The following is a 13,280-nucleotide window of genomic DNA, read 5'->3' on the forward strand; positions in this document are numbered from 1 at the left end:
ACTCCGAACGATCGTCAAGTAGACTGCGGTCATGACCACGGCCGAAGACCTCGGATTCGCGACGGCGCTGGTGCGGCTTTCGCATCTGGTGCAGCGGGCTTTCATCGACGTCGGCCGCTCGCACGACCTCACACCGCAGCAGGCGCAGCTGCTCTGCGTGCTGGCACAGGGGGAGTCGGGCGTCGGGATGACCGACCTCGGCAAGATGCTGAACCTGGAGAAGTCCAGCGTCACCGGCCTGGTGGACCGGGTGCAGCGGCGCTCTCTCGTCGAGCGGGTCGCGGATTCCGGTGACCGCCGCGCGCTGAGGATCACGCTGACGGAGGAGGGCCTCCGGCTGGCGAACGCCGCGCACGAGGGTGTCGTCGAGAAACTGGAGGAGATGGCGGCCGATCTCCCGGCCGAGCAGCGTGAGGCGGTCGCCGCGGCCGCGTGGCGGATGGCCCCCGAAGACTGATTCAGGTCCAGATCGCGCCGGCGAGCAGAAGCCCCGCCGCCGCGGCGCCGATTCCGGCGACCATCGTGACTCCGACGTTCAGCACGGCCCGCGGGCGCGTCTTCTCGGTGAAGAGACGCAGCGTTTCGTAGCCGAAGGTCGAGAAAGTGGTGAGCCCGCCGCAGAATCCGACGGCCACCAGTGAGCGGACCCCGTCCGGCTGCCCGCCGTGCAGTGCCCAGCCGGTGAGGATCCCGAGGAGCAACGAGCCCACGATGTTGACCGCGAGCGTGCCCCACGGGAAGGCGGCACCTCGCCGTGCCCGCAGTCGAAGATCGGCCAAAAACCGGACGATCGCACCGCAACCGCCGCCGAGCGCGACGAAGAGGACGGTCATTTCCTCACCGCGCGACTGATCTCGTGCCCGGCGTAGACCGCGACCAACGCGGCGGCCACCGTGCCGAACGCGTACGCCGACCCGGTGAACGGACGTCCGCTCGTCACAAGATCGAGTGTGTCCGTCGCGTAGGTCGAAAACGTGGTGTAGCCGCCCAGGATCCCGACCCCGATGAAGGGACGCAGCAGCCGGTGCGGGTCTTCAGCCGCTGTCAGCACTGCCATCAGGACACCGATCAGCAGACAGCCGGAAGCGTTGACGGCGAAGGTCGAAAACGCGAACTGACCCCGGGAATGGGGAAACGCGACCGACAGGCCGTAGCGGGCGAGGCTGCCCAGCGCGCCACCCGCGCCGACGGCCGCGAGCACGTCCCATCGCGGGCGGGGAACGGATGCCGCATCAGCCATGGATGGCAGCTTAGAACCGCTGTCCGGGTGAACCCGCGGCACGGTGTCGAAGATCGCTCACTAAGCCGTTTTTCCCTGCTGGTCAGTGAATTTTCTCGAAACGTGTCGTAGGCTTGGCGGCGCTCCAGGCCGATTTTCGGTCCGTCCGCTCGTCTGAGAAAAGGTGGCAGGATGGCACAGGAACAGACAGGTACGCAGGCTCCCGACAGCGGTTTGCTGCTGGAGGTCGAAATGATCCCGACCGCGGTCGACCGCGGGAAGGCCAACGGCGCGGCCGCCGACAACGACGGCAACGACGGCTGAGTGCCCGGAACGCCGACGCTGGCTGACCTCGTGGCTCCGCTCGGGGTCAGCCAGTTCTTCCAAGAAGTCCAGGGCGAGACCTATCGCCGTTTCGAAGGCCGCGCGGGCCGGTTCGCCGACCTGTTGCCGTGGCCGGCGCTGAACGCGATCCTCCGGCGACATCGCCTTGAGTTCCCGAGACTGCGCCTCGCGCTCGACGGCACCCCGGTGCCCATGGAGAGCTACACCGATCTCGTCCCCACCCGCCGTAGCGGCACGGTCCCGCGTCTGCGAGCCGCACCGTTCACCGAGCACCTCCGCGGCGGCGCGACGATGGTGCTCGACGCCATCCAGGAACTCAGCGACCCGATCGGCGACCTCGCCAGAACCCTCGAACACGATCTCCGCGAGAGCGTCCAGGTCAATCTGTACGCGGGCTGGGGCGTGACCCATGGCTTCGACGTGCACTGGGACGACCACGACGCGTTCATCATCCAGGTCGCCGGCCGCAAACGCTGGCGGATGCACGGCCCGACCAGGCCCGCGCCGCTGCACCGTGACGTCGAACAGCCCGAGCGGCCCGGTGAGCCGATCGACGAGTTCATCCTCGAAGACGGCGACGTCCTTTATGTCCCGCGCGGGCACTGGCACGACGTCACCGCGGTGGGGGAGATGTCGCTGCACCTCACCCTCGGTTTCAGTCCGGCCACCGGGATCGACCTGGTGTCCTGGCTCGCCGACAAGCTCCGGGCGAGCACCGTGTTCCGTCAGGACCTCCCGAGATTCGGGACGGGGGAGGAGCGGGTGGCCCGTGTCGCCGCACTGCGCGCGGAACTGGAAGCCGCGCTGACCACCGGCGTCGTCGACAGGTTCCTCGCCGAGCGCGACTCGTCGGCCCTGGCGCATCCGCGTGTCGGGCTGCCCTGGGCGGCGACCCCCGGACTGTTGCCGGACGGCGACGAGACCGAGATCCGCTTCCTCGTCCCGCGAGCGGTACTCGAAGAAGGCGACGGCCGGGTGACCCTGCTCGCGGACGGCAAACGGTTCGTCTTCGCGGGCGCGGCGGCTCCGCTGCTGAAGGCACTGCTCGACGGCACGCCGCAGGCGGTCAAGCGACTCGCCGAGCTGTCCGAACTCGATCGGGGGACCGTGCGGGCCTTCCTCGGCGAGCTGACCACGCAGGGGCTCCTCTCGATCGACTGAAAGTCACAGGGGACGAGAAGTGTGAGGGGAGACCGGCCGGGGTAAGCTAAGGCATGCCTAAGGTGAAGTCCGGAGCAGTCATCCGATGACCGCTCAGCTCTCGGACACCCCAGCGCCGCCCGCCGCTTTGCCGGGCTGCGCCACCGTCGCGCGCATGCTCGGCGCGAGCCCGGCCGGCACCGCCGCGGACATGCGTTGCTGGTTGCTCATCGAGCAGCCGGGCCCCTGGCCCGCGGACGCGCTGGAGAACGTCCTCGGGGAGGCCTTCCCCGCCGAGCGCCGTGAGCTGCTCGAGAACTTGAGACGTTCCCACGGGCTCCGTCCGCTGCTGATCCGGCGCCCCGGCAAACATCGTCGCGACCCGGATCGCCCCCGCTCCGTCTATCTCGGCGGAGGCGAACCGGGGAACCGCTGGCTGGAACGCCTGGAGATCCGCGACCTCGGCGAACTGGCCGAACTGGATCTCGAAGCGGTCGCGGACGGCATCGGCGGACTCGGCACGCGAGTGGACGGGCCGCTGTTCCTGGTCTGTACCCACGGCACCAAGGACATGTGCTGCGCGGTGCTCGGCCGCCCGCTGGCCTCGACGCTCGACGCCAACCATCCCGGCCGGGCCTGGGAGGTCAGCCACGTCGGCGGTGACCGCTGGGCGGGCAACCTCCTGGTGGTCCCCGACGGTTTCCTGCACGGCCAGCTCAACCCGGCCGAAGCGGCGCTGGTCGCGAAGGCCGCCCTGCGCGGGCAGGTCGAGCCGGAGCAGCTTCGCGGCCGGACGTCCGCCCGGACGGCGTGGGCGCAGTTCGCGGAGATCGCGCTCCGGCGGCGGCTGGACCTGCCCGGTCTGGACGACGTGCTCGCCGTCCAGGAGGAGCCACTGCTCGAATCCGACGCGCGGGTGGTCACCGTGCGGGGCGGCCAGGACTTCTACTCGGTGACGGTGCGCCGCCGGTCGGCGACGCCGCGCGGGGAGAGCCGGTGCACGGGGTTGATCCAGCCCGCCGGGTACGTGACCGAGGAGATCACCAAGCTCTAGCCCGCGTTTCGTCCTCTGAATGCGGTACTTGCGCACGCAACTACCGCATCGAGAGGACGAAACGCCCGGATGTGACGAGCGTGAGCTCCCGGCGCGCCACGTCCCACTGGCCGGCCGACCCGGAGGTGACCTTCTCCGAGCTCCTCGTTCAGGCCGCGGCTGAGCTGCGCGAGGCGGTCACCCCGCGAGTCCCGACGGTCTAGAGTTCGTCGTCACATCCGAAGATCACCCATGTTCGAACAGCTGTTTGACACTCGTCTAGAACATGTGTTCGACTGGCCGGGTGCGATGGGATCGACAGCGGGCGGACGGCGGCGAGCCGGTACTGCCCGGATTGGACGGGTTGCGGCGTTCGGTGCGCGCGCCCGAGTTCGACGGCGTCACCTTTCACGAGGTGCACGCCAAATCCGTGCTGAACAAGGTGCCCGAGGGGTCGGGTGTCCCGTTCGGATGGACGGTGAACCCGTACCGCGGGTGTTCTCACGCGTGCACGTACTGCCTCGAAGGCGGGACGCCGGTCCTGATGGCCGACGGCCGGACGAAGGCGCTGGCGGACCTGGCGCCCGGCGACGCGATCTACGGGACGCGCGGGCGCGGCGCGGGGCGCCGCCTGGTGCCCACGGAGGTGCTCGCGCACTGGTCGACGGTGAAACCGGCATACCGTCTGACCCTCGAAGACGGAACGTCCATCGTGGCCAGTGGCGACCACCGGTTCCTGACCGGCCGCGGCTGGAAGCACGTCACCGGTACGCGGTTCGGCGCGGCGCAGCGGCCGCATCTGGTCGGCGGCACCGAACTCGTCGGCGTCGGCAAACTAGCCCGCACCCCGGACGACACTCTCGGCTATCGCGCCGGATACCTGTGCGGGATGTTGCGCTCTGGCGGTTTCTCGGCCGAGAAGGACGCCGCGGACCGCGCCCTCGGGTATCTGCCCGATTTCGGCGCGTCGGTCAGTTTCGTGCAGGTGCCGCCTTCACCGGATTCCCATTGGCGGCGCGGATTCCTGGCCGGGCTGTTCGATCTCTCCGGGAGTTACCGGCATGGCTCGCTGCGCGTCACCCACGACGAACAGGACATCATCTCGACCTTCTGTGCCGCTCTCGACAACTTCGGCTTCCGTTACGTCAAAACCGAAAACGTCAAGTTCAGTCCGGTGTGGACGGTGCAACTCCTCGGCGGACCGTCGGAGGAGGTGCGGTTCTTCCATCTCTCCGATCCCGCCGTCGGCTGGAAACGGTCACTGGACGGCCTCGTCATCGGCCGGACCAGGCGGAAAGTGACGTCCATCGAGCCCTTGGGCATCGAGCTGCCGCTGTTCGACATCACCACCGGCACCGGTGACTTCATCGCCGACGGCATGGTCACGCACAACTGTTTCGCCCGGAACACCCACACGTACCTGGATTTCGACGCCGGACGCGATTTCGACACGCAGGTGATCGTGAAGGTCAACGCGCCCGAGGTGCTGGCCGCGCAGCTGCGGCGGCCGAGCTGGACCCGCGAGCACGTCGCGATGGGCACGAACACCGATCCCTATCAACGCGCCGAAGGCCGGTACAAGCTGATGCCGCCCATCATCACCGCGCTGGCCGATGCGGGCACGCCACTGTCCATTCTGACCAAGGGCACCGTGCTGGCCAGGGATCTGCCGTTGCTGGAGTCGGTGTCGAAGGACGTGCCCGCCGGGCTGGCGATCTCACTCGCGCTGCTCGACGAGGACCTGCAACGCCGCTTGGAACCGGGGACACCGAGCCCGCGGGCGAGGCTGGACCTGATCCGCAAGGCGCGGGACGCCGGGCTCCCGTGCTCGGTGCTGGTCGCCCCGGTGCTGCCGTACCTGACCGATTCCGTGGAGGCGCTCGACGCCTTGTTCTCGCGGCTGGCCGAGGCCGGTGCCACACGGGTCACCGTCCTCCCGTTGCACCTGCGGCCGGGCGCGCGGGAATGGTTCGCCCGCTGGCTCGGCCGGGAACATCCGGAACTGGTGCCGAAGTACCGCGAGCTGTACTCACGCGGCGCGTACCTCCCGAAGTCCTATCGGGAGCGGCTGGGAGCCCGCGTCGGCCCGTTGTCGCGCCGTCACGGCTTCGGTTCCCATGCGGATGACGGGGAGCGAACGCAGGTGACGATGCCCGTGCAGCGTTCGGGAGAGGTGGTGGTTCCGGCGGCGGAGCAGCTCAAATTGCTGTAGGGCGGCCGGCACCGCGCGACTTTCGCAACCTCGCTTGAAGCTCACCGCCACCTCGCCCACACCGCGTGCGGCACGCGTCACTTTCGTCTCACTGGACCGAAAGTCCGCACCTTTCCGAGCGGCAGCCGGAAACTTCGCCTCGATGCTGGTCGCGCACGGTGAACTTTCTTATCGCGCAACGGATTCGGCCGTTCGGCGCAGTGACTTGGCGGAAAACCTTTTCGTGCTTAATCTCAAAAGGGACGAAGGCGAGGAGGTGCCCTGTTGACCACCCGGACGGATCGCACCGCCGCTGTCCGCATCGCCTGGGCCGCGACCAAGCTGACCAGGGCGGGCAGACACCCCATCGCCATCGGCAGGCTCGCCGCCACCGTCGGCATGGCCCCGGACGAAGCCCACCGCCTGATGGACCTGATGGGTTTCGTCATCCGCGACGGCCTGGTCGTGATGGACCGCGGCTCGCGCGCGGCCGAGCGCGCGGGTCCCGACCGGTACCGCGTGGACCTGTTCCTGCTGGCCGTCGCCACCGGTGAACCGGTGCACGCGGATTCGGTCTGCCCGGCGACCGGAGCACGCGTCCGCGTCCACTTCACCCGCGAGAGGGTCTTGAGCGTCGATCCGCCGCACGCCGTCGTCGCCGCGTCGCGGCTGTCCGGGATCGACCTCACGCTCGGCCAGGACCACTTCGAGGCGCTGGTATGCACGCAGTTCTTCGCTTCGAAGGAGGCGGCCACGGGCTGGCTGCTGGAGAACATCGACGGCCGGGTCCTTTCCGTACCCGATTATCTGGCGCACACCCGGCGGATGGTCGCGGCGCTGGAGGCCTGGCCGACGATCTGAGAACACCTGGTAGCGAGGCATTCGGGGCCTTTCGATAGCCTTTCGAGTCGTCGGTGAAAAGCCGACGAGTCGCAGAACGTGATGCCGAAGGAGAGCACCCGCAGTGCTTCGCACCCACAAAGCCGGCACCTTGCGTGCCGAGCACGCCGGTCAGACGGTCACCCTCACCGGATGGGTGGCTCGGCGGCGCGATCACGGCGGCGTCATCTTCATCGATCTGCGCGACGCCAGCGGCGTGAGCCAGGTCGTCTTCCGCGAGGGCGAGATGGCCGAGCGCGCTCACCAGCTGCGGTCGGAGTACTGCCTCCGCATCGTCGGCGAGGTCTCGACGCGTCCCGACGGCAACGCCAACGCCGAGATCCCCACCGGCGAGATCGAGGTGCTGGCCACCGAGCTCGAGGTGCTGTCCGAGGCCGCCGTGCTGCCGTTCCCGATCGACGACCGGGTCGACGTCGGCGAGGAGGTGCGCCTCAAGCACCGCTACCTCGACCTGCGCCGCAGCGGCCCCGCGGCGGCGATGCGCCTGCGCAGCGAGGTCAACCGCGCCGCCCGCGAGGTGCTGCACGCGCAGGAGTTCGTCGAGGTCGAGACCCCGACCATGACCCGCTCCACCCCCGAGGGCGCCCGCGACTTCGTGGTCCCGGCCCGGCTCAAGCCCGGTTCCTGGTACGCGCTCCCGCAGTCGCCGCAGCTGTTCAAGCAGCTGCTCATGGTCGGCGGGCTCGAGCGGTACTACCAGATCGCGCGCTGCTACCGGGACGAGGACTTCCGCGCCGACCGGCAGCCGGAGTTCACCCAGCTCGACATCGAGATGAGCTTCGTCGAGCAGGACGACGTCATCGCCCTCGGCGAGGACATCGTGACGGCGCTGTGGAAGCTGATCGGCGCCGAGATTCCCCGGCCGTTCCGGCGCATCACCTACGCCGAGGCAATGGAGAAGTACGGTTCGGACAAACCGGATCTGCGTTTCGGCCTCGAGCTCACCGACATGACGGCGTTCTTCGCCGACACCCCGTTCCGCGTGTTCCAGGCGCCGTACGTCGGCGCCGTCGTGATGGCTGGCGGGGCCGACCAGCCGCGCCGTACCCTCGACGCCTGGCAGGACTTCGCCAAGCAGCGCGGGCACCGCGGACTCGCCTACATCCTCGTGAACGAGGACGGCACGCTGGGCGGCCCGGTCGCGAAGAACCTGTCGGAGAAGGAGCGCGAGACGGTCGCCGAAGCCGTCGGTGCCAAGCCCGGCGACTGTGTCTTCTTCGCCGCGGGTAAGGCCGCCGACGCGCGGGCGCTGCTGGGCGCCACCCGCCTGGAGATCGGCAGCCGTCTCGGCCTGATCGACGAGACCGCCTGGTCGTTCGTCTGGGTCGTCGACTTCCCGATGTTCATCTCGGCCGAGGAGTCCGACGACGTCGCCGTCGGCGGCGGCAAGTGGAAGGCGCTGCACCACGCCTTCACCTCGCCGACCCCGGAGTGGATCGGCAAACTCGCCGACGACCCCGGCAACGCGCTGGCCTACGCCTACGACATCGTCTGCAACGGCAACGAGATCGGCGGCGGCTCGATCCGTATCCACCAGCAGGAACTGCAGAAGCAGGTCTTCGAGCTGATGGGCCTGTCCGAGGAAGAGGCGCAGGAGAAGTTCGGCTTCCTGCTCGACGCCTTCGCCTTCGGGCCGCCGCCGCACGGCGGGATCGCGTTCGGCTGGGACCGGATCGTCATGCTGCTGGCCAAGGCCGAGTCGCTGCGTGACGTGATCGCGTTCCCGAAGACCGGCGGCGGGTTCGACCCGCTGACCGCCGCTCCCGCGCCGATCACGGCGGAGCAGCGCAAGGAGGCGGGCATCGACGCCAAGCCCGCGCCGCTCGTCAAGAACTGATGCTCCATCTCAGAGCCGTGTGCCCGCCGGACCGGACCGAAGAAGCGATCCGGATCCTGCGGGCACACTCCGGGACCGCGCACCTCGTCGTGCATCACGGGGTGGCGGTCGCGCCCGAGGGTGACCTGATCGAGGCGGACATCGCCCGCGAGGCGACCGACGAGATCATCGAGTCGCTGTGCGGACTCGACCTCGACCACACCGGCGGCATCACGTTGGAAGCGCTGGACACCGCGGTGTCCGACGCCGCCGACAAGGCCGAGGAGGCCGCGCCGGGCGAGGGCGCGGACGCGGTGGTGTGGCAGGAACTCGTCGGCCGCTCCGGAGAGGAGTCCCGGCTCACCTGGACGTTTCAGGCATTCCTGACCATCGCGTGCCTGCTGGCGGCGGTGGGAGTGGTCACCAATTCTTCGATCACCATCGTCGGTGCCATGGTCGTGGGACCGGAATTCGGCCCGCTGGCGGCCATCGCCGTCGGAATGGTGCTCCGGCGGGGAGATCTTGTGAAGCAGGGCGCCGTCGCGCTGCTCGGCGGCTTCCCGATCGCGATGGTGATCACCCTCGGTGTGGTCCTGGTGGGCAACGCCACCGAAGTGCTCGAGGTCAGCAAACTCGCGGACAACCACGAGGTGGATTTCGTTTACCAGGTGGGGATCGCGTCGCTCATCGTCGCGCTGCTCGCCGGTGCGGCCGGGATGCTTTCCATGACTTCGGCCAAATCCGCCGCGCTCGTGGGCGTGTTCATCTCGGTGACGACGGTTCCCGCGGCGGGTTACGCGGTCGTCGCGGCGGTTGCCGGTCAGTGGGAACGGTGCCTTTATTCGGCCGGTCAGCTGCTGGTCAATCTCATCGGAATCGTTGCAGCTGCGGCCATTGTGCTGACATTGCGCCGTCGCGGGCAACGATCGAGGGTGATGGAACGTCCGCTTTCACGCGGATGAGTCCCAGATCGCGCCAGTGCGCGCGATTGCCCGGATCTCAGTGGTCATGGTTGCTCAGTCACGAGTAGGGTCGGTGGCAATGACAGTCGATACCTCCTCTGCCGACGATTCGACCGTCGGAGCTGGAGCCGAAACCCTCGCCGTCGCGGCCGCGGTCGCCGCCGGCGAGTCGGTCCTTTCGCGCCGATTCGGCAGCGCGATCACCCTCGTCGCCCCCGAAGACCTCGCCGGCAGTGGCCCGGCGACGGTCGTGCGGGCGCGGGTGGCGTCGTCGCCGTTCGCGTTGCCGCGGACCCTGGTCATCAAGCACTACCCCGATCCGCCCGAACCGGGACGGCCCGATCCGTTCGCGCAGGAGGCGGTCAGCTACCAGCTGTTCACCGCGCTCGCGCCGGAGGACCGGATGTGCGCGGAGCTGCTGGCGCACGACGGCCGGGATCGCGTCCTGGTGATCGAGGACCTCGGCGGCGTCCCGACGCTGCACGACAAGCTTCACGCCCGTGACGCTCGCGGCGCCGAACGGGCGCTGCTGTCCTGGGCGCGGTCGCTGGGCAGGCTGCACGCGAGCACGGCGAGCCGCGAACCCGATTTCAACGCGCTGCTGCGCCGTCTGGGCGGCCCGGTCAAGAACGAGGACGCGCCGCTGCCCGCGGTCTGCGCGCAACTGCCGGGGCTGCTGGAGGAACTGCTCGACGTCGAGACCCCGGAGCCGGTGCAGCGGCGGGTCATGGAGGTCGCCGAGCGGGCGGGTTCGCCGTCCTACCGCGCGTTCAGCCCGGTCGACCTCAGCCCGGACAACAACCTCGTGACCAGCGGCGGGGTGCGGTTCCTCGATTTCGAACGCGGCCGGGTGCGCAGCACCCTGATGGACGTGGCGTACCTGCGGCTCCCGTTCGCGTCGAGCCCGGACGCGCTGGCGCTCCCACCGGGGATGAGCGAGGCGATGATCGCGGCCTGGCGGTCCGAGGTCGTCTCGGTCTGGCCGGGGCTCGCGGACGAGGACGCACTGGCCGACCATCTGATGGACGGTCAGCTGCTCCTGCTGTGGGTCATCACCTGGGAGATCCTCCCGGAGCTGGACCTGGAGCGGCGCGCCACGCCGATCAGCCGGGAGGCCGCGCTGGTCACCTGGTGGCGGGAACTGGCCAAGCAATCGCTGCGCGCCCGCCTGACGGACATCTCCGAGCACGCCACCAGGGTCGCCGCGGCGCTCGGGGCCAGGCTGGGGCCGCACGCGGACCTCGCCTTCTATCCGGCGTTCCGGTAGCCGCCGCACGGACTTTTCGCTCGACCGTCCTCGCCGCGTTACCCAGGCATCACCACTGGTGAGTCTGCGTGGCCGATGGTGGCTACCGTGACCGTGATCAGTGTCGAAGTCACTCCGAGTCCCGAACCTCTCCTTCCTCTTGCCCCGGCCGTATCGCGGTCCGCTCGCCGAGTGGTCGTGCTCGGCGATTCCACGGCCGTGGGCCTCGGCGACCCGCTGCCGAACCGAGGCGGCTGGCGCGGGGTCGGCCCGATCGTCGCCGAGGCGCTGGGCGTCGAGCCGGACGGCTACCTGAACCCGTCGTTCACCGGAGCGCGCATGGGATGCGTGCGGACGAAGCAGCTCCCCGCGGCCGTGGCGCACCGGCCGGACGTCGCGCTGGTGGTGGCGGGGATGAACGACACACTGCGTCCCGATTTCAGCGCCGAGAAGATCGCCGCGGACCTCACCGAGGTGATCCGTGCACTGGCCGCCGTCGGCACCACCGTGGTCCCGGTGCGTTATCACGACCACGGCAAGGTGTTCCGCCTCCCGGGGTCGCTGCGGCGCGCGTTGAGCGAGCGGGTGGCCGAACTGAACGCCGCCATCGACGGCGTCGTCGAGCGCGAGGGTGTGCCGTGCCTCGACCTCGAACTGCTGCCCGGCGCCTACGACCTCACCGCGTGGAGCGTCGACCGCCTGCATCCGTCGGAACTCGGGCACCGGATGCTGGCCACCGGGTTCACCGAACGGCTCGCCGAGGCCGGGTTCGCGGTGCCGCGGCCGGTCAGCCTGACCTGCTCGGGAGGGGTGGACCCGAGCGCCGCCGGGCACGTCGGCTGGCTGGTGCTCAGGGGCGTCCCGTGGGTGTGGCGGCGGGGCCGCGAGTTCGCGCCGTACGCGGCCGTGATCATGTGGCACTCGTTCCGGGAGCGGCTGCGCTGACCTGTGGCCGGAACCGTCGGTGGCTACGGCTACCGTCGACACCGTGGCACAGGACGAACTCTTCACCGTGAACCCCGACCTCGGGCCGCCGCCGGAGCGGGCCGAGCCGAGGGACGTCGCCGTTCCGGCGGGCTCACCGCTGGCGGTGCGGATGCGGCCGCGGTCGCTCGACGAGGTCGTCGGCCAGCAGCATCTGCTGCGCGAGGGCGCGCCGCTGCGGCGGCTCGTCGAAGGCGCGGCTCCCGCTTCCGTGCTGCTCTACGGCCCGCCGGGGACGGGCAAGACCACGCTGGCGAACCTCGTCTCGGCCGCGACCGGTCGCCGGTTCGTGGCGATGTCGGCGCTGTCGGCCGGGGTGAAGGAGGTGCGCGGGGTGATCGAAGAGGCCCGTCGCCGCCGGAACTACAACGCCGAGAACACGGTGTTGTTCATCGACGAGGTCCACCGGTTCTCCAAGACCCAGCAGGACGCCTTGCTCGGCGCCGTCGAGGACCGGACGGTGCTGCTGGTGGCGGCCACGACGGAGAACCCGTCGTTCTCCGTCGTCTCGCCGCTGCTCTCGCGGTCGCTGGTGCTCCAGCTGCGGCCGCTGACCGACGCCGACATCGTCGCGCTGATCGACCGCGCGCTGGCCGACGAACGCGGTCTCGGCGGCGAACTCGCCCTGACCGAGGACGCGCGGGCACATCTGGTGCGGCTGGCCTCCGGCGACGCGCGGCGCGCGCTCACCGCACTGGAAGCGGCCGCGGACGCGGCGAGCGCGACCGAGGCCAAGACGATCGACCTCGCCATCGTCGAGTCCACAGTGGACAAAGCGGCGGTGCGCTACGACCGCGACGGCGATCAGCACTACGACGTCATCAGCGCGTTCATCAAATCGATCCGCGGGTCCGATGTGGACGCCGCGCTGCATTACCTGGCGCGGATGATCGAAGCGGGGGAGGATCCGCGGTTCCTGGCCCGCCGCCTGGTCGTGCACGCGAGCGAGGACATCGGCATGGCCGATCCGACGGCGTTGCAGTCGGCCATCGCGGCGGCGCACGCGGTGCAGTTCATCGGGATGCCGGAAGGCCGTCTCGCGCTGGCGCAGGCGACCGTGCACCTGGCGACGGCGCCGAAGTCGAACGCCATCGTCACCGGCATCGACGCCGCGCTCAGTGACGTCCGGTCCGGGCGGATCGGCACGGTGCCGCCGCATCTTCGGGACGGGCATTACGCGGGGGCGGAGAAACTCGGCAACGCGAAGGGCTACCGGCATCCGCAAAAAGTGCCGGAAGGTGTTCTGGCGCAACAGTATCCACCGGACGAACTGGTCGGCCGGGATTACTACGAACCGACGCAGCGCGGGGCGGAGCGGACGTTGTACGAGCGGGTGCCGAAGCTGCGGCGCACCGTCCGGGGTGAGCGTTAGCCCGCCTTCGGAGGGTTTGTCAGTGCTGGTCCGGTCGTGAGTGGCGATTCAGGCTCGAAGTTTATAGGTGAG

General features: G+C 69.5%; 14 protein-coding genes. 12 read left to right on the forward strand and 2 right to left on the reverse strand.

Annotation, left to right across the window (positions count from 1 at the left end; translation table 11 throughout):
• Positions 1-31: 31 nt before the first annotated feature.
• A complete protein-coding gene (locus ACZ6DT_RS05550) occupies positions 32-457 on the forward strand; it encodes a MarR family winged helix-turn-helix transcriptional regulator (RefSeq protein ID WP_465589146.1) in 426 nt (141 codons plus the stop codon).
• Between the two features lies 1 nt (position 458).
• Here ACZ6DT_RS05550 and crcB (ACZ6DT_RS05555) read toward each other — a convergent pair whose 3' ends face one another.
• Both crcB (ACZ6DT_RS05555) and crcB (ACZ6DT_RS05560) read right to left on the reverse strand, forming a co-directional pair.
• Positions 459-833, reverse strand: coding sequence for a fluoride efflux transporter CrcB (crcB, locus tag ACZ6DT_RS05555; RefSeq protein ID WP_465589149.1), 375 nt, complete (start codon positions 831-833; stop codon positions 459-461).
• On the reverse strand, positions 830-1,240 hold the full coding sequence (gene crcB, locus ACZ6DT_RS05560; protein ID WP_465589152.1) for a fluoride efflux transporter CrcB: 411 nt from the start codon (positions 1,238-1,240) through the stop codon (positions 830-832). The genes crcB (ACZ6DT_RS05555) and crcB (ACZ6DT_RS05560) overlap by 4 nt, the downstream gene beginning before the upstream one ends.
• A 171-nt stretch (positions 1,241-1,411) precedes the next feature.
• On the opposite strand from crcB (ACZ6DT_RS05560), the gene ACZ6DT_RS05565 reads away from it, so the two are divergent.
• The 11 genes from ACZ6DT_RS05565 (at position 1,412) to ACZ6DT_RS05615 (ending at position 13,208) form a co-directional block, all read left to right on the forward strand.
• Complete coding sequence (locus ACZ6DT_RS05565; protein ID WP_465589155.1) at positions 1,412-1,543, forward strand: hypothetical protein; 132 nt, start codon at positions 1,412-1,414, stop codon at positions 1,541-1,543.
• Positions 1,544-2,725, forward strand: a complete 1,182-nt coding sequence (locus tag ACZ6DT_RS05570) for a cupin domain-containing protein (RefSeq protein WP_465589157.1) — start codon at positions 1,544-1,546, stop codon at positions 2,723-2,725. It abuts the gene before it with no gap.
• A gap of 85 nt (positions 2,726-2,810) precedes the next feature.
• Positions 2,811-3,758: a sucrase ferredoxin gene (locus ACZ6DT_RS05575; protein ID WP_465589160.1), complete on the forward strand. Its 948-nt coding sequence runs from the start codon at positions 2,811-2,813 to the stop codon at positions 3,756-3,758.
• A gap of 80 nt (positions 3,759-3,838) precedes the next feature.
• Positions 3,839-3,961 (forward strand): hypothetical protein, encoded by a 123-nt coding sequence (locus ACZ6DT_RS05580; protein ID WP_465589162.1) that lies wholly within the window; start codon positions 3,839-3,841, stop codon positions 3,959-3,961.
• 80 nt (positions 3,962-4,041) lie between these two features.
• Positions 4,042-5,949: an intein-containing Rv2578c family radical SAM protein gene (locus ACZ6DT_RS05585; protein ID WP_465589164.1), complete on the forward strand. Its 1,908-nt coding sequence runs from the start codon at positions 4,042-4,044 to the stop codon at positions 5,947-5,949.
• A gap of 264 nt (positions 5,950-6,213) precedes the next feature.
• Entirely contained in the window at positions 6,214-6,789 is a 576-nt protein-coding gene (gene merB / locus ACZ6DT_RS05590; protein ID WP_465589167.1) for an organomercurial lyase, read from the forward strand.
• Between the two features lie 103 nt (positions 6,790-6,892).
• Entirely contained in the window at positions 6,893-8,665 is a 1,773-nt protein-coding gene (gene aspS / locus ACZ6DT_RS05595) for an aspartate--tRNA ligase (protein ID WP_465589170.1), read from the forward strand.
• On the forward strand, positions 8,665-9,606 hold the full coding sequence (locus tag ACZ6DT_RS05600; protein ID WP_465589173.1) for a DUF389 domain-containing protein: 942 nt from the start codon (positions 8,665-8,667) through the stop codon (positions 9,604-9,606). The genes aspS and ACZ6DT_RS05600 overlap by 1 nt, the downstream gene beginning before the upstream one ends.
• Before the next feature lie 79 nt (positions 9,607-9,685).
• Positions 9,686-10,873, forward strand: a complete 1,188-nt coding sequence (locus tag ACZ6DT_RS05605) for a phosphotransferase (RefSeq protein ID WP_465589176.1) — start codon at positions 9,686-9,688, stop codon at positions 10,871-10,873.
• 75 nt (positions 10,874-10,948) lie between these two features.
• Complete coding sequence (locus ACZ6DT_RS05610; protein ID WP_465589179.1) at positions 10,949-11,797, forward strand: SGNH/GDSL hydrolase family protein; 849 nt, start codon at positions 10,949-10,951, stop codon at positions 11,795-11,797.
• Between the two features lie 43 nt (positions 11,798-11,840).
• A complete protein-coding gene (locus tag ACZ6DT_RS05615; RefSeq protein WP_465589182.1) occupies positions 11,841-13,208 on the forward strand; it encodes a replication-associated recombination protein A in 1,368 nt (455 codons plus the stop codon).
• The last annotated feature ends 72 nt before the right edge of the window (positions 13,209-13,280 follow it).

It is taken from the genome of Amycolatopsis sp. NPDC041971 (assembly GCF_055588925.1).